This window comes from Saccharicrinis sp. GN24d3 (assembly GCF_052400645.1).
Lineage (GTDB): Bacteria > Bacteroidota > Bacteroidia > Bacteroidales > Marinilabiliaceae > Saccharicrinis.
Genome location: NZ_JBQTGI010000003.1, coordinates 462,304 through 479,544, shown reverse-complemented (window position 1 = coordinate 479,544; position 17,241 = coordinate 462,304). Strand labels below are relative to the sequence as shown.

General features: G+C 39.1%; 12 protein-coding genes. 4 read left to right on the top strand and 8 right to left on the bottom strand.

Annotation, left to right across the window (positions count from 1 at the left end):
• Positions 1 to 69 precede the first annotated feature (69 nt).
• From ACT29I_RS06200 to ACT29I_RS06190, 3 genes are all read left to right on the top strand, one after another.
• Entirely contained in the window at positions 70 to 213 is a 144-nt protein-coding gene (locus ACT29I_RS06200; RefSeq protein WP_444792951.1) for a hypothetical protein, read from the top strand.
• 1 nt (position 214) lies between these two features.
• The gene (locus ACT29I_RS06195) at positions 215 to 352 is read left to right on the top strand and encodes a hypothetical protein (RefSeq protein WP_444792957.1); all 138 of its coding nucleotides are present in this window, start codon (positions 215 to 217) and stop codon (positions 350 to 352) included.
• Positions 353 to 648: 296 nt separating this feature from the next.
• Complete coding sequence (locus ACT29I_RS06190; protein WP_444792950.1) at positions 649 to 2,892, top strand: peptidase U32 family protein; 2,244 nt, start codon at positions 649 to 651, stop codon at positions 2,890 to 2,892.
• Between the two features lie 88 nt (positions 2,893 to 2,980).
• Here the strand turns inward: ACT29I_RS06190 and ACT29I_RS06185 are convergent, their stop codons facing one another.
• Complete coding sequence (locus tag ACT29I_RS06185; RefSeq protein ID WP_430931350.1) at positions 2,981 to 3,160, bottom strand: hypothetical protein; 180 nt, start codon at positions 3,158 to 3,160, stop codon at positions 2,981 to 2,983.
• Positions 3,161 to 3,819: 659 nt separating this feature from the next.
• Between ACT29I_RS06185 and ACT29I_RS06180 the strand changes: the two genes are divergently transcribed.
• The gene (locus ACT29I_RS06180) at positions 3,820 to 4,176 is read left to right on the top strand and encodes a hypothetical protein (RefSeq protein ID WP_430931349.1); all 357 of its coding nucleotides are present in this window, start codon (positions 3,820 to 3,822) and stop codon (positions 4,174 to 4,176) included.
• A 444-nt stretch (positions 4,177 to 4,620) separates the two neighbouring features.
• Here the strand turns inward: ACT29I_RS06180 and ACT29I_RS06175 are convergent, their stop codons facing one another.
• The 7 genes from ACT29I_RS06175 to ACT29I_RS06145 all read right to left on the bottom strand — a co-directional run bounded on the left by ACT29I_RS06175 (position 4,621) and on the right by ACT29I_RS06145 (position 17,134).
• The gene (locus ACT29I_RS06175) at positions 4,621 to 5,490 is read right to left on the bottom strand and encodes a carbohydrate kinase family protein (RefSeq protein ID WP_430931347.1); all 870 of its coding nucleotides are present in this window, start codon (positions 5,488 to 5,490) and stop codon (positions 4,621 to 4,623) included.
• Between the two features lie 553 nt (positions 5,491 to 6,043).
• Complete coding sequence (locus ACT29I_RS06170; protein ID WP_430931346.1) at positions 6,044 to 7,201, bottom strand: MFS transporter; 1,158 nt, start codon at positions 7,199 to 7,201, stop codon at positions 6,044 to 6,046.
• Positions 7,202 to 7,349: 148 nt separating this feature from the next.
• Positions 7,350 to 8,924 carry a glycoside hydrolase family 32 protein gene (locus ACT29I_RS06165; RefSeq protein ID WP_430931345.1) on the bottom strand — a complete coding sequence of 525 codons (1,575 nt, stop codon included), beginning with the start codon at positions 8,922 to 8,924 and terminating at the stop codon, positions 7,350 to 7,352.
• Positions 8,925 to 9,054: 130 nt separating this feature from the next.
• A complete protein-coding gene (locus ACT29I_RS06160; RefSeq protein ID WP_444792949.1) occupies positions 9,055 to 10,560 on the bottom strand; it encodes a glycoside hydrolase family 32 protein in 1,506 nt (501 codons plus the stop codon).
• Between the two features lie 73 nt (positions 10,561 to 10,633).
• The gene (locus ACT29I_RS06155) at positions 10,634 to 12,085 is read right to left on the bottom strand and encodes a GH32 C-terminal domain-containing protein (RefSeq protein WP_444792948.1); all 1,452 of its coding nucleotides are present in this window, start codon (positions 12,083 to 12,085) and stop codon (positions 10,634 to 10,636) included.
• Between the two features lie 89 nt (positions 12,086 to 12,174).
• Positions 12,175 to 13,911: a RagB/SusD family nutrient uptake outer membrane protein gene (locus tag ACT29I_RS06150; protein ID WP_444792947.1), complete on the bottom strand. Its 1,737-nt coding sequence runs from the start codon at positions 13,909 to 13,911 to the stop codon at positions 12,175 to 12,177.
• Positions 13,912 to 13,930: 19 nt separating this feature from the next.
• Positions 13,931 to 17,134: a SusC/RagA family TonB-linked outer membrane protein gene (locus tag ACT29I_RS06145; protein WP_444792946.1), complete on the bottom strand. Its 3,204-nt coding sequence runs from the start codon at positions 17,132 to 17,134 to the stop codon at positions 13,931 to 13,933.
• Positions 17,135 to 17,241 lie beyond the last annotated feature (107 nt).

Below are 17,241 nucleotides of genomic sequence, written 5' to 3'. Positions count from 1 at the left end.
GTACGGTTATTATCCTTCCTATTTAATATTTTAAGAATTGCTATAATTATCCTTATAAAAAATACAAAGATGGATACCATTGAAAATGATAAAGCGAGGTTTGATACCAGGCTGCCCAAAGAACAAAAGGAACTTTTTGAAGGAGTTGCTATGCTGGGGATAAAGAACTCTTACAGAGTTTGTATTATCTACCGTTTAGGGAAAAGCCAATGAAATAATTACGAATCAGAAAAAAATAATTTCTACTCAAAACGACATAGAAGTATTTTTTAATGCACTTACGAATCCTCCAACTCCTAACGATAATTTTGTTATGGCAGCAGAAGCTTATAAAAACTACATTAACAAATGAATTTTGCAACCCTTCCCTTAGAAAAAGCGCATTAAAAAAAAGGATTTTGTTGTGGCAATACAATGCTTGATAATTATTTTCAGCATCAGGTTACGCATTAAATAAAAAGTAAATTCGTTTTTATTTCGTTACCCGATAGTGGTAAAATGTTTATAGCCATGAAAACGGTTAAAGTTTTATTTGAGAAATCAAATTTACTTTAACTACTGCCTGGTTGGTGAGTATATAAAAAAGGAATGAATGATGCACGTTAAATCCTGAGCTCAAAAAACCTATCTTTGCGCATATTAAAGTATATGGAAAAGAAGATTGAATTATTGGCTCCGGGTGGAGATGTTAACAGTATTAAAGCGGCCATAATTGCTGGTGCAGATGCTGTTTACTGTGGGTTGGATAGGTTTAATGCCCGTAACAGGGCTGCCAATATTAGTTTCGATGAATTGCAAGGTGTGATGCGCCTCGCGCATAATTACCGATGCGAAGTCTTTCTTACGTTGAATATCCTTATTCTCGAAAATGAAATTCCCGCTTTAATTCAACTACTCAACCAACTTGTAAATACCAACATCGATGGAATCATTGTTCAGGATTTGGGGTTGCTCTATATCCTTTCTACCTATTACAAGTCACTGAGAATTCATGCCTCCACACAGATGACCACGCATAACGAAGGTCAGATAAAATTTTTGGCCCGGCTACATGCAGAGCGTGTCAATTTATCCCGGGAATTGAACTTAAAAGAGATCAAACACCTGACATCCGTCGGAAAAAAACATGAGGTACAAACCGAAGTATTTGTGCACGGTTCGCAATGCATTTCATTCTCGGGCATTTGTTATATGAGTTCGGTCCATGGCGGAAATTCGGGAAACAGAGGAAGATGCAGTCAGCCCTGCAGAGACCGGTATTTAACCACACCGGCAGGAAAAGAATACCCGCTGAATTTAAAGGACAATTCGGCGTATTCGAACATTGGGGAATTATACGAAGCCGGTGTATATTCGTTGAAAATAGAAGGTCGCATAAAAAAGCACGATTATATTTATACGGTGGTTGGTTCCTACAAAAAACAGATTGAAAACTGGCAAAAGCACCAAACGCTACTTTCTGAAAAAAACATGTTGTACAAGGTTTTTAACCGCGATTTTTCCAATGCTTATCTTACGGCGGAAATCTCAAAAGACATGTTTATCGATAATCCCAGGGATTATTCGGTTATTCGTTTAAAGAAAGATAAGGCGTTTCAATCCCTGACCGAGAGAGAACAAGCGGAGAAAGATCTTTTTGAGGAAAAAGATAGGATTATGGAAGATGTGGAAACCAAAACTAAAAAGCTGAGTATTGAAAAACTGCCTGTGATCCTTCGTATTACAGGCGAAGTTGCGTCTCCATTAAAAATATCGGTGCAAACTCCTGATGCTTCCTTCGATGTGATTTCAGAAGTTGTACTTAGTAATAAAGGAACAGAATCCATAAGCTATAGCACTCTATTTAAACGCTTAAAAGCGATCAACACCAGTAATTATTATATTTCGGAAATGAACCTGGAAGGGATAAATGACCGGTTATATCTGCCTTTTAAAGAACTGACAGTCTTAAGGAATCGAATACTTTTTTTATTAATGGATTCCAAGAAAAACATCACGCCTGTTCAGCTACCTCAAATAAAAAGTCAACCAAAGCAAGGCATCAAACCAGCATTATCCGTATTTATTTCATCTTTAAATGATTTACATCACACTTCGGAAACCGACACTTCCATCTACTTTAAACTCCCCGGTAATTTTAAAAACAGGTTTTCGGAATATATTGAAGTATTCAGGAAGGAACGAAACCTTATCCCCTGTTTTCCTTCTGTTTTAATTGGTGATGAATATTCTACAGCTGTCGATTTCATCCATAAAGTCCGGCCTAATTCATTGGTAACCGATAATACGGGAATTGCATTTGAGGCCTATCAACTTGGGTTGGAATGGATCGCAGGCCCCGGATTGAACATCGTTAATTCATACAGTTTGAAGTGCTTAAAAAAGCAATTCAATTGTGCGGGTGCCTTTATCTCGAGCGAATTAAGCAGAATGCAACTCAGAGGTATTCAGAAACCTGATAATTTTAATCTTTATTTTAGCGTTTACCATCCTCATGTTTTAATGACATCCAGACAGTGTTTTACACAACAGACCATGGGATGTAATAAAAAAGTGGTTGACAGCGAATGCATTGAAAATTGCGAAAAATCTTCATCCATCACCAATACGAAAGGTATTTCATTTGCCGTCGTAAAATCCAAAGGGAACTATCACCAAATTTACAGTAACCAAAACTATCTGAATACCGATATTATTAGCGACAACCTCAAAATGTTCGATTCATTTTTTATTGATTTAAGCGATGTAGCCACCGAAACGATGGTAACTATAAGTAAAGCAGAAATTATCCGGCATTTTAATGATTTAGTAAGCGGAAATTCCAAGGCAAGTCAACTAATACGTCAATCCGTTTATCCTACCTCCTGCATTCAATATAAAAAAGGCATATAGATTACCCATACAACTGAAGAAAAATTGTTAATCTCTGCTTTTTAAACAAAAACATAATCCTGGCACCTCTCTATTTTAGAAAAGAGAATTACTTTAAATTATATTTCAATTTTATTTCTTGCTTTTTATCTTCGTCCAGTGATTTCATATATCCTTTCCATCCGGGACAAAAAGTAATATGCCACCTCCAAAACCTCCCGATCAACGATTTGGGTTTTACATCGTATTTAGCCCTCATCCAACACTGTTCGCAGCTTTGCTTTTCCATGGTATTGTTTTTAGTCTGTGAAAAAATAAGTTCTCCACTAAGTTAATAAATCGAATGCCTTCCACAATCCAAAAATTTGACATGTGGTTCTTTTTTAACCACCTTATTATTGGTGTCCGGTTATAATTGAATCTATTCCCCGTCTGTCCAACAAGCAGGCGCTCTTCTTTCGGACTGCAATGAAGCCAAAAATAGTTGACACCTTGTGAAGTTAAACCCGCAATATGCATAGAAATTCTATTACACATTGAAATTACTTTAAAACAAGACTCTTCGTTGCTTCAAGTAATACCTTGTTTTATTGTACTTGCAATGCTCATGACGAACCTCCAATACATAATCCGGGTTAAACCAGACCTTTATTTTTATATCCTAACATTCTACCATCACCATAAATTAATAGGGGTACTTTTAAAAATAAACTTCTTTTTTTTTGCAACTACCCCACATCAAACACCAATGTATTTTTGTTTATAAACGTTTTTCGACAAATCACCCTTAATTTGTTAGTTACTAAAACATTAATCCACATCAAGAAGACGATGTTATTTAACGTAAATTAACAATATGATTTCACCCTTATGGCTGTATGAACTGTCATTAGTAAGAGAAACATTATACCAACAAACGTAAAACACTTGCAAAAAATTATGAAGACCATGGAGAAGAAAAGTGAGAATGCCCAAAAGTTAAAACTAACAACAACCAAGACATTTTTGAATATTTTTATAGTGATTCTATTTTTAATCGTCGGTATTTTGCCATCAAACAATCATGTTATGGCCGATATTAAGCCAGGTAAGAAGAAGGCTACTTTGATCCTTTCCGATGGTCGCAAGTTTGTGTTAACCGACACAGATACCTTGTTAAACTCCGGCATCCCAGGTGTTAAAATACGAATTGATTCGTTAGGTATTCATTATGAACAAAAAATGACATTGCAAACAAAGGATAATCAGGTTAAACAATCCATTAAAAAGGGCAACCATAACAAAATAAGTCCCAAAAACATATAGCACACCCATCTTCCAAGAACGAAATACCTATTCCGCCAGCGAATTATGGTGCGACATGAGCAAAATATGATAAGTCACCTGCGAAAAGGGTTTTACAAAGGCATATTGGTGTGTTACGATAGCCAAACAGGGTATATCGCAGGCCAAAAAGCAGGTTACGAGGGTAAAATAGCATGTTACCAAAGCGAAATAGTATGTTACGAGGGCTAAACGAGATGTTACCATCGTAACACCCCGTTTCGCTCCTGTAACTATGTATTTGGTTATGGTAACACCTTAATCGCTCCCGTTCCTTGGTGTTTTGCCATTGTCGTAAGCACTTTGGTTTATGTTTAAAGCAGTTCGCTTCTTTTCATAAGTCCTATACCTCCGTAGATATTCGGAACAAGTGATGATATCCAACTTTTAAGAGGATGATAATTGCAATGTAATAATTGATAACATTTATAACTTGTACTTCAATTTCTCCGGCAATAGCGGCGTTGCACCGTTGTTGGTGCACACAAAGGCAGAAACATCCACCGCTTTTTGGTGAAGCGCCGTCAGCGGCTGTTCATATAGCAATCCCATCACCATGGTGGCCGTAAACGAATCACCGGCACCAATGGTATCGGCCACTTTTACTTTCGGCGTGGGGATAAATGACTTTTCATCCTTGGCCATCAGCAAACTACCCTCAGAACCTTTTGTTAGCGTTAACAGCCGAAGATTGTATTGATCCACAACCTGGGCGCACAACTCCTCCTCCGTCCCTTCCATGCCGAACATGGTTCGGAAAATTTCTATCTCTTCTTCATTGATTTTAAACACATCGGCAAATTCCAACGACTTCTCTATGACTTCCTTAGAGTAAAAATGCTGCCGCAAATTAATATCAAATACCTTTATGCAGGATTCTGGCACCAATGCCAAAGCCTCCCAAATGGCTTTTCGGGAAACCTTGCTACGCTGGGCCAAAGAGCCAAAGCAAACAGCATCTGCTTTAACCAATTTCTCTTTGGCTACATCAGTCAGTTTAATATTGTCCCAGGCCACATCTTCGTAAATGGTATAGCTGGGGATGCCATTATTTAATTCTACCCCAACCGTACCTGTTGGTTTGTTAGAAATATGAAGTGCGTTAACCACGTTTTCTTCTTCTATAATTTTGACAATCTCCTGGCCGAGTTCATCATTGCCAATAGCACTGATGGCCACCCCTTCGGCACCTAACTGCATGGCATGATATGCAAAGTTGGCAGGTGCCCCGCCCAACACTTTTCCTTCCGGAAGCATGTCCCAAAGTATTTCGCCTATTCCTATTACTGTTTTCATCTCATTATAATTTTAAACTTTTACATGTATTCGATAGTACGCGCCAATACATATTTTTCTGACTGCGAAACAATTCGCATGGCTCGTTTCATTTTTTTATATTTTAGAAGCCCCCAACCTACGAATGGGCTTTGATTAGTTGTTCGGATTTAAATAATTCTTCCCGTCATACCCTTTAAAACCGCCATATGCATCAGAAATCCTATTTTACAATTCAACTACTTTAAAACAAGGCATTTCACTCATTTTAAACTCTCCAGAGGGGTGCTATGCCTCGTTTCATCCATGCCTTGTTTTATGGTATTTTAAAAGCCCGTTACGTACCTCTAGTACATAATCCGTGTTAAATTAGCCATTAACAATGTATTAAAAATTTTACTCATCTACCAACCCGGAGATTTTCGCATGCTTAGGTCACGAAAAGTTGCAATCGGAACTGTAAAAATAAATGGGTCCCATAATCCGTTTTTTCGCTCGAAACAAAATATCGTTTAAGCCCAGGTGCATTCGGCGCTGGTTATATTATTGGCTGCGCCGACAGCAGGTTTTCTTATCAATATTTCACCTTGTTGATGTAGGATAGCAGGTATACCGCTCCGGCAAGCATAACAATAATTGCGCCTATTTGCGAAGCCATCGCATCTGAGGCCACCCCCATAACAAGCGGAAATATTGTTCCCCCGAACAGACCCATAATCATCAAGCCCGATATTTCGTTTTTCTTGTCCGGCTTATGGAACAAGGCCTGTGAAAATACAATGGAGAAAACATTTGAGTTACCGTACCCGATCATACCCACAAAGGCATAAATCAACCATTGATTAGTGGCAATTGTCAGACCCGAAATCCCAACCGTTAGCATTGCAACGCTTATTATAAAGAATTTTTTAGCGGAAAACTTTACCAAGATAAAACTCCCGGTCAAGGCTCCTATGGTCCGGAAAAGAAAATATACACTGGTGGCATATCCGGCAGCGGACAAGTCCATTCCCAATCGCTCCATTAGAATCTTGGGCGCGGTAACATTTGTGCCCACATCGATGCCCACATGGCACATGATACCCAGGAAGGATAGAAAAACGAAGCCATCGCCCAGCAGGGAAAAGCATTGCCCGAAGGTGGAAGGTTTCCCCACCACTTTCTCCTCCTCTATTTTTGTGAACCCTAACCATAAAGTAGCGGCTATGGCCACGACCATAAAAATTGGGAACAATAACTTCCAGTCGTTAAATTGCAGGGCCGCCCAGGCCGCTATAATAGGGGCCATAAAACTAGCAATCGCTTTCACAAACTGTCCGAAGGTCATGGTGCTGGCCAATCTGTCGCCACGTATTAAGTTTGACACCAAAGGGTTGATAGACACCTGCATCAAAGTGTTACCAATTCCCAAAAGGGCAAAAGAAACCAGCATGACAGTGTAGTCATAGGCAATTACAGGCAACATCAACGATAAAATCGTGACAAATAAGCTTAACACCAATGTTTTTCTGCGCCCTATCCGATCCATCAGCATCCCTGTAGGCACCGAAAAAATCAAAAACCAAAAAAAGACCATGGAAGGTAAAAGGTTGGCCACACTGTCGGACAGTTCAAAATCGGCCTTCACATAATTGGTGGCAATTCCCACCAGGTCCACAAACCCCATAGCAAAGAATGCTAACATTACCGGGGCCAGTTTGGCATAGTTCAATTTATTGTTAGTAGTATCCATATTATTATTTTTTATTACAACCTGTGTCGTTGTAGAAATTAGAACACAGAGGCGCGGAGACACTGGGTTTAATTATTATTAATCTTTCCAACATTAAGTTTTGATCTCCGTTCTTGAATCGCACGATCGTTGCAAAGAACGGTTCTATTTAATTCCAAATTTTATGGACAGGCGTAAATGAAGCTTCAATCAGCATAGCTTCTCCACTCGACGACATTTCCATGGTATTCCAGTTTTTGTTGGGGAATACCAGGTTGGTCATCTGAAACTCTCCGTCGTTTACAAATATTTCAAAACCATTTTCGTCCCAATATATGTGCACCTTTATTTTTGTTTTGTCAAAAACATAGTTGCCTGAAACAGGCACCGCAAAGTCTTGGCTAAAATCGCTTTTGCCAGCTTTCGTCCTATCAAAATCAATTCTCCCCTCCTCTATCTCAAGGTTGAGCGATACTTCTTCTTTCAAATCGTTTTTAAGCTTTATGTTAACGGATTTACCGGACATGGCATCTATGTTAAGTTCCGACATCCACGCTCCACCTTTTACTTTTGATTCAAATAGCTGAAGTGCGTTCTCCGAAAGGTTAATCCCTGATTCCGATTGAGCCTGTGTTTTGTTTAAAATGGAAGCCGTCTCTGCAACAGGCTTAGCAGCCAATAAGTAGTTATCTCCTTTGCTTATCAATCTTAATTCGCGTGGCAGGGTCATTCCGCTTCGCCATCTTTCGGTTGGTACTTTGGTTGCATATTGCCAGTTACTCATCCAGCCGATAAATATTCTTCTCCCATCCTGCTCCGGGATATCGCTCCAGGTAACACCTGCATAATTATCCTTTCCATGATCCAACCATATCGGTTGGGGCGACGGGTTTTCGTTGATAAACTTGTTACCGTCAAATTCCCCCACAAAATATTGTGTAGCCGAACCTCCGTTTGGACCTCCCGGATTAATGCTGACCAACAGCACCCATTTTTCGTTTCCCCTGTCGTCTTTGATCGGAAACAAATCGGGACATTCCCAAACGCCACCATGGCCACCTACATCTTTACCAAAATCTGACTCATGTGTCCATGATTTTAAATCTGGCGATGAATAAAAACCAATATGGTCCTTGACAGCCAGGGCCATGATCCATTTATTGTATTTTTCTGACCAGATCACCTTGGGATCCCTGAAATCTTGAATGCCGGGATTGGCGAGAACCGGGTTGCCTTGGTACGTTTCCCAGGTACGTCCTTTATCCAAACTATAGGCAATACTCTGATATTGATAATCGTTCCTTTCTTGTTTAGCCATCGGGTCGTTATGATGCGTAAAAATGGCTATCAACGGAGGATTTTCCTCGCTACCCAAACCGGATGTATTATTCCAGTCCACGACTGCACTTCCCGAGAATATCCAACCCAAAGAGTCTGGATAGATACCAATAGGTAAATGCTCCCAATGAACCAGATCAGTACTTACCGCATGGCCCCAGTGCATAGGGCCCCAAACATTAGCATCCGGGTAATACTGGTAAAATAGGTGATACTCTCCTTGATAATAAACCATTCCGTTCGGGTCGTTCATCCACATGGAATCCGGCGTAAAGTGGTATTGAGGGCGGTATTGCTCCGTGTAGTATTCGCTTGCTGTTTCCTTTGTTGCTTGCTGCTTTTTCTGTGAACAAGCCAACAATATACCCACTGCGATTATTGCAATTAAAATTTCTCTTAGCTTCATTTTTGTAGTTATTAATGTTATCAATTGACATTTACAATGCTCATATTACCATCTGTGGCAATTCATATTTTGTTCATAATTGAATCATACTGCAATTTCCAATATGTAAAATATTTGATTGCAGGTTTTCTTACTGCCAAATAGAGTTAAGAAAATAAAGTTGACCTCCTTTTAATCGAACGTTACCCCCTTTGTTTATCAAGTTTATTTTATTAAATGGTTCATGCGGAAAGAAATATTCAGTCATGACTACTTTACCATCTTGTGCAAACAATTCAACAGATGACACATCTATCAGCATTTTAATATCTAACAGTTCATCTTTAATGTCAAACGGAGCATAGTGTACTCCTGCAAAATCCGGGTGAAAATCAGATTCTCCAGCGTTGGTTCTATCAATAAAAAAGCGCTTTTCAATGTTATCATAACCAACTACCAGCCTCTCTCCTAATCCATTAGTCAATTCCACCGCCACGTTCGATGCCTCTATAGAATCAAAGTCCAATTCAAGTTTCAGCGGTGCTTTGGACTTTTTACTTATTACCATTGAACCTGAAAATTGACCACCTTTGATTACTTCTATTTTCCGGGTTAATTTATCTATCTCATCAATAGGTTTAGAGGTAAGAAAATATCCATTTTGACCACTGTTTAACTTAAGTTCCCTGGGAAAAGTTAGGTTGCCTCTCCACTTACGGGTTGGTGTTAGGTTATGATATCCGATACAGGTCATCCAACCTATAAATATTCTTCGCCCGTCTTCCTGAGGAATATCCGACCAGGTTACCCCTGCATAATTATCCTTACCGTAATCCATCCATCTGGTATTACTGTCTTGTGCAATGAATGAGTCTCCATCAAAATCCCCCACGAAATATTGCGTGGCTGAACCTCCATTAGGACCACCCTTTACAATGCTTACTGTTAATACCCATTTGCATTCATCCTTGCCTAATACTTTTAACGGAAATAAATCAGGGCACTCCCAAACACTTTCGTGACAACCGATTTCCATCCCAAAATCACTTTCAAATGTCCATTGCTTTAGATTATCTGAAGAGTATATCTTTACCCTGTCGTTAGCAGCAAAAACCATGATCCATTTATCTGATTTGTCATGCCAGAAAACCTTGGGATCCCGGAAATCCTTTATACCAGGATTAACAACAACAGGATTATTCTTATATTTAATCCAAGTCCTTCCCTTATCTAAGCTATATGCAATCGCTTGACTTTGATTCTTAATTTTCCCTTGATTTTCTCCATCCATATCATGATAGGTGTAAGCAACTATTAATGGAGGATTTTCAGTGCTGCCAAAACCGGAGGTGTTGTTCCAGTCAACAACTGCACTACCCGAAAAAATATAACCTAAACTATCAGGATATAAAGCGATAGGAAGGTGTTTCCAATGCAATAAATCAGTGCTTATTGCGTGGCCCCAGTGCATGGGTCCCCAAATAGTGGTATCGGGATTGTGTTGATAGAATAAATGATATTCACCATCTAAATATACCAATCCATTAGGATCGTTCATCCAGTTTTCCGGTGGTGAAAAATGAATCTGGGGCCGATATTTTTCCTGATAATAACCGTTTACCGACATTTTGTCAACCGCATTATTTTTTCTTGACATACAACCAGTTATCAGAACGACTATCAGGACTATAACAATATTTTGGCAATGATATTTATACATTTATATTATATTAATGGGCTTTTGTTTCTATATTAGATACACTCCCGCCGTTAAAAACCACATTTCCTCCTTCTGCAAAGAGATATATTTGATTAAAATCAATTTTAGAATCAAACTTTTTAGTCATGCTCGCAAAACCATTCAGAGCAAACAATTCAACAGTATTGTTTGTAAGTATTACTTTTACATCCAGTTCTTTGGCATTTACAATAGTAGGAGCATAATAAATCTGACTTTGGGCGTCACTAGTATTTGAGTTTTGCAGAGCAATAAAAAAGTAACGTCTTAAATTATGATATCCTACAATTAATTTATCTCCTCTACTATTTTTTAAGATTACTCCAAAAACTTCTGCAAAGTCCAGATATTTACGATTATAAACATCAAAAGTGAGATTAATCTCTGTAGGCAATTTTACATCATTATCAAATAAAACTTCTTCTGTGAATTCTTTGCCTTTCTCCACCTTACCCTCTATTTTATCATTTTTAAAAGCAAAAGTTGGTTTTGATATCAGGTAGTATTGGTTATTTTCCTTGGTAAGAAAAAGGTTTCGTGGCACGGTATACGAATAACTGTCAGTATTTGAATTTTTCATGCAACCCATCAATATGGCACAATCTTTTTCTGCATGGTAACTGTAATTACCTACACCCAGATAAGTATCTGTTCCATAATCGAGCCATTGCCCAATGTTCTTGTGTGCAGTAAAAATAAAACCATCAAAGTCACCGGTAAAATACCTTGTTCCTTGACTTGCATTCGGTGCACCAGTGTCTCCGGTAATAAAAAGCACCCATTTCTTTTCGCTACTTTCCTCCACATTTACCGGAAAAAAGTCAATATTAGTCCATTCCCCTTTACGCTCATAAATTTCATTCCCATATTCACTTAGAAACTCCCAGTTTATTAAATCATTAGATGCATAAAACTGAATATTATAACCGGCTATAACAAGCATTATCCAACGTTGGGTTTCCTCATGCCAAAATACTTTTGGATCATTTATAGGATAAGAACCGTCGTTAACTATCATTGGGTTTTCAGGATGATCCTTCCAACTAAGTCCATTATCTGTACTATATGAAATATTCACAGCTTGCTTATCTTTAGATTCTGTATCGCCCGATATAGCAATCATAGGAGCGGTATCGCTTATGATTTCGGTAGTATTGTTATAATCAACCACCACCGATCCATCACCTTTTATATTCAAGAATGGCAGGTGTTCCCAACTTGTTAAATCGGTACTTGATGAATGGCCCCAACTAATATTACCACTTGCATTATTAGTCTGATAAAATAAATGATAAGCATTATTACAGTATATTAATTCCGTTGGAATACCAAGGTTACTGCCATCTCCGATTGAAAAATGAATATCGGAACCATCATTAACGTTTGGTCTTGAACAACTAAGCACAAGAACCGCTAAAACATATATAAATTGATGAATACGCATATTACAGACATAAAGATTCTTAAACCAAACTCAAGAGGAGTATTGAGTATTAGATACTCCCCTTGGATCCATACTAAAACTTCTCAGCTTTAGTAACCTACATTTTGCTCATAAAGGCCTTTTGTAAAATCAATTTCTTGCTGTGGAATCGGATAATATTCATCACGACCTGCTGTAAACTGGGCATCACTCAAGAAATCTCTTCTGGTTTTCTCCACTGCCAAATAGGCATTTAATGTTTCTTCGGCAATCCCCCAGCGAACAAGGTCGAAGAAACGAGGACTTTCCATCGCAAACTCTAATCTTCTTTCCCACTGCAACGCCATTCTTGCATTATCTTGTGTCCAAGCTAAATTAACCCCGTCGTATTGATCAATCAGGTAATTAGAAGCTGGTGTTCCATCAGCCAGTTTAGTGCGACCGGTACTTTGCGAAGCCCTGGCCCTGACCTGGTTAATTAAAGGCATGGCCAAATCGTGCTGACCCAACTCAATATAGGCCTCGGCTTGCATCAATAACACATCCGCATAACGGATAATATCAATATTTTTAGACGTTCCAATAAAGGGACCTTCCTTTTTGTAACATGAGCAATCTGCCGCTTGCTGCTCTTTCATACTTTGAAACCAACCATAAACACCAGGGTCACGAACCCAGCTATTATCGAAAATATATGCTTCTTGGTTACGATACTTATAAGGGTGACCATGTATTCCTACCGTATGATCGATACGTGGATCCATGGTTACACCCGTGGGTGTGATATCATCCGAACTAAGCTCTACACTATTAAAGGTTTCGAATTTAGGGAGGCCACTATCATCCGTGGAAAAGGCATTTACCAGGTTTTGACTTGGTGCGTGAAAACCGCAACACCCAAATTGGGTGGCACCATGTGGATAGTTCAGTCCTGTTACAAAACTTAAACGTCCAACTGCTGTTCCGTCACTGATAGAGAATTGAACTGCAAAAATCGATTCCGGGCCATTGTCATAACCATCCAGGAAGTTTTCTGCAAAGTCAGGTTGTAAACTATACATACCGGAGCTAATCACTTCTTGTGTTAGATCAACTACCTCTTGCAATCTAGAGGAATTTATACCAGTTACCTGATTGTTTTCATCCTGTTCGTAGGCTTGGTACAATCTAAGCTTTGCCAAATAGGCCGCTGCTGCATAATGGTTTGCCCTACCCACTTCAGGCTGCGACTCTGGCAAATTATCATAAGCATACTGAAAATCCTCTGCAATTTTGTTCCATAGCTCATCGTTGGTATAAACCTTGTTTGAGATTTGAAGAATCTCATCTTTGCTCAATCCTTCTTCTATATAAGGAACGTATTTAAACAGAATCTTCAACATAAAGTAAGCGTGGCCCCTGATAAATCGGGCTTCCCCTATCCGTACTTTCCGAAGTTCATAATCCTCGTCGCTTAATTGATTTAACGCAGCCAATGCTGAGTTGGCCCTGGAAATAACAATATAAAAATTTTCCCAGGTATAAGGGTGCATCCAAGCCTGATCGGGTTGGGTTAAATTATATTGCTCATAGAAATTAACATCAGCAACATCGGAAACACCACCACCACCTTTGTAGGCATCATCGGAACGTACACTGCCATAAACCCACATACTGGTCATAGGGCCAATCATATCATCGTTACCCACCGCAGCATATGCAGCCGTAACTAAACCATTTGCACTTTCTGCTGTAGGTGCCCCGGCAGAAACAGCCCCCTGGGGATCTACTTCTAAAATGTCTTTACACGAAGTAGCAGAAACAACTGCCAACATGTATAATGCGATATATATAAATTTTATTTTCATATCTAATATATTATTGTGTTTATAATGAAACATTTACACCAAAAGAATAAGTAGTTGGTACAGGAATAGTATTAACATCTAATCTTTCTGGATCCGGACCTTTGAAGTCTTTGGAGTCTATCCAAAATAAGTTATCTGCCATAAAGTAAACCCTTAGTTTTTCAAGTTTAATTTTCTCCACAAATGGTTGCTTGAATGTATATCCCAATTGTAAGTTCCTAAGTTTAAAATATGATGCGTTTACATTAAAATAGTCTGAAGATCTTGTTTCATTATTCGCATCGGATAAACTAAGTGCAGGGACTGAAGAATTTGGATTTTGAGCTGTCCAGGCATCAAATACACCAGGACCAACATTATCACGCCCCCTAATAAAATCATTATAAAACACATAAGGGTCAAAACCTGTTTTTCCTGCTACTCCCGAACCAAAAATGGATAAATCAAAGTTCTTATAATCAACATCGATCTTTATACTATATTCTAAATCAGGCAGTGTAGTTCCCAGGAAATCCTGATCTAAAGCATCAATTTTACCATCATCGTTTAGGTCTTTATACCGGATTCTTCCCGGTGCAGCTCCCACTTGGGTTGCATGCGCATCCACTTCTGCCTGGTTATTAAATATACCATCCGTTTCGTATCCAAAGATGGACAAGGCAGAGTGACCGATAATATCTTTCTCGGCGTTACCTGGGTATGCAGTTCGCACTTCTTCGGGAAGCTTGGTAATTTTATCCTTAAAATGGCTACCTGTTAGTGTTACTGTATAGGAAAGATCACTTTCGTCCTCCTTCGCCTTATGATAACTTAAAGCCAACTCCCATCCCTTGTTTTCTTGCGTAGCTCCATTTAACCACTGTTTTTGACCTTCTCCAACTGCGGATGCCACTGGAGGTTGTATTAGGATATCGCTTGTTTCACGAGTAAAGTAATCAAATGAACCGACAACTTTTGTACCCCATAGGCCAAAGTCTAATCCCAGGTTGATTTCTTCTGTAGTTTCCCATCTAACCCCCGGGTTAGCTGCCTGAACTGACACAAATCCTGAAGCCAGGTTGCCTGAATTGGAACCGGTAAGATCATAAGCTGAACCGATATTCCAGTATTGATCGAAGAATCCTACGTGACCAAACCCATCGATATCAGAAGCTCTTGTTCCATAGCGAGACTCAAATAAACCAAGGCTTGCAAAGTTACCTATGTCCTGGTTACCTACTCGTCCCCAACCTGCTCTAAACTTTAAATTGGAAACTACTTCCACATTTTCCATGAAATTTTCTTCCGTTAATCTCCAACCAAATGTGGCTGCCGGGAAGTAACCAAATCTATTATCCTCACCAAACTTTGAAGAACCATCACGACGCAAGGTAAAAGATGCCAGGTATTTATCCGAAAATGTGTAATCAATCTTGCCAAATTGAGAGAAAAGAGTGTTTTTCGTGCTATTTCCAAAGCTGTTACCATTAGTGGTACCTGCATCGAACACAAAATATTCTTCGGTTTGCGTAGCAAAATTCTCTTTATAAGCTGTAATTGAGTTAAAGGTTTCTTCTACGGATTCAACACCCAACAAAAACCTAAACCTATGGTTATCTACATCGAGTTTATAATTCAGAGTGTTAGACCAGGTAACGCTGGTTAAATCACTATTTGTTTGGGTCATGTTATTCACAGCTCTTGCAATAAATCCTTCGGTAAAAGCAGGTTCAATATCTTTGTCCTTAATCAGTGAATAATCGATACCTACATTTGTCTTGAAAGTAAGATCTTTGATCAGCTTCAATTCCGCAAAGACATTTCCGAATAAATACGAACGTTTCGTATTGTCCCATCTGTTGATATACTGCATATGTAATGGGTTATTACGGTCGGAATAACCTGAACCCAAAGGACCAGCATATTCACCCGTGTTAGTATACACTGGAATGGTTGGTGCCAAAGTAACAGCCAGACCGGGTGTAGGTGCACTACCTAAGTCGGGTGTTTCCAGTGTTTCATTTGAAGTTACCAAAGTTGTATTGATTCCTACTTTCAAACGATCTTCGAACATACTGGTTTGTGCATTTAATCGAGATGTAATACGATCATAGTCGGTATACTTTAACATACCTGTATTTTTGATATAACCAAGGTTCAACAAAACCGAAGAATTCTCGTCACCCCCTGATATTGTCAAGTCGTTGTTGATCACATAACCCGGTTGATACATTACGTCCTGCCAATCGGTATCACCTACTGGCACATTGGTATCTCCACCAACATAAGGTTGAACGGTAACACTATTCAATACCGGATTGTTAAAATCCCCGTTCCAGTCGAAATTATAAATTTCACCATAACCACTGGCTGGATCCACGCCATCATTAACCGAAGCTTGCCAAAGGGCTCTACCTCTATCAGCGGCATTCAACATGTCGAAACGCTGACGTTTTTCGCTTTGGATGGACAGGTTGGAGTTGAACTGGATTTTTACTTTTCCATCATTATTGGAACCGTTTTTCGTGGTTACGATCACGACACCATTGGAAGCACGCGAACCGTAGATAGAGGATGCGGATGCATCTTTCAACACCTGAACCGAAACAATAGAACCTGGACTGATTCCCTGGAATACCTCCGTACGTTTTGTTGGTACGCCATCTATAATGTACAAAGGGTTATTATCCCCCAATGTATTTACGCCTCGAATTAAAATACGGCTGTTTGAACCGGTAGGTGAACCTGTTTTTTCAATATACAAACCCGGAACCCTTCCTTGTAAAGCTTGCATCGGGTTACCCGAACTTAAACTCACGTTTTCAATAGACTCCATTTTTACCACCTCTACAGCACCGGTCAAATCCGCCTTTCGCATAGAAGAATAACCTGTTACGACCACCTGATCCAAATCCGTAGTTTGATCCATCATGGTAATGGATAATACAGTCATATTAGCTGTAACATCCATCACTTGACTATTCATACCCACAAAAGAGAATGTTACCGTTGAACCAACTGGTGCCTCCAATTTGAAGTTACCATCAATGTCTGTTATAGTACCTGTGGTTGTACCTGTAACTACAACAGTTACGCCCGGCAGCGGGCTTCCTGTTTGATCGAGAACTGTTCCTGAAACATTTGTTGTTTCCTGCGCCAAAAGTACCTGAGGAATCAACATTAGCATTATTAATGGTAGAAAAGCATTTCTACATCTTCTGCTAAAGCTTTCATTTTTTTTCATAATTAATCGTTTTAGAATACTTAACTGTTTTTATGACTATTAAATTCGCCTCATGCACTTGTATATTTCATTCCAACTACAAATGACTTCTTTTAATAATCGTTAAC

What these genes read in the sequence shown, in the direction of transcription:
- ACT29I_RS06190 (WP_444792950.1), top strand. Translation starts at nt 649, where the DNA reads ATGGAAAAGAAGATTGAATTATTGGCTCCGGGTGGAGATGTTAACAGT.
- ACT29I_RS06180 (WP_430931349.1), top strand. Translation starts at nt 3,820, where the DNA reads ATGGAGAAGAAAAGTGAGAATGCCCAAAAGTTAAAACTAACAACAACC.
- ACT29I_RS06185 (WP_430931350.1), bottom strand. Translation starts at nt 3,160, where the DNA reads ATGGAAAAGCAAAGCTGCGAACAGTGTTGGATGAGGGCTAAATACGAT.
- ACT29I_RS06150 (WP_444792947.1), bottom strand. Translation starts at nt 13,911, where the DNA reads ATGAAAATAAAATTTATATATATCGCATTATACATGTTGGCAGTTGTT.
- ACT29I_RS06165 (WP_430931345.1), bottom strand. Translation starts at nt 8,924, where the DNA reads ATGAAGCTAAGAGAAATTTTAATTGCAATAATCGCAGTGGGTATATTG.
- ACT29I_RS06155 (WP_444792948.1), bottom strand. Translation starts at nt 12,085, where the DNA reads ATGCGTATTCATCAATTTATATATGTTTTAGCGGTTCTTGTGCTTAGT.
- ACT29I_RS06170 (WP_430931346.1), bottom strand. Translation starts at nt 7,201, where the DNA reads ATGGATACTACTAACAATAAATTGAACTATGCCAAACTGGCCCCGGTA.
- ACT29I_RS06175 (WP_430931347.1), bottom strand. Translation starts at nt 5,490, where the DNA reads ATGAAAACAGTAATAGGAATAGGCGAAATACTTTGGGACATGCTTCCG.
- ACT29I_RS06145 (WP_444792946.1), bottom strand. Translation starts at nt 17,134, where the DNA reads ATGAAAAAAAATGAAAGCTTTAGCAGAAGATGTAGAAATGCTTTTCTA.
- ACT29I_RS06200 (WP_444792951.1), top strand. Translation starts at nt 70, where the DNA reads ATGGATACCATTGAAAATGATAAAGCGAGGTTTGATACCAGGCTGCCC.
- ACT29I_RS06160 (WP_444792949.1), bottom strand. Translation starts at nt 10,560, where the DNA reads ATGTCAAGAAAAAATAATGCGGTTGACAAAATGTCGGTAAACGGTTAT.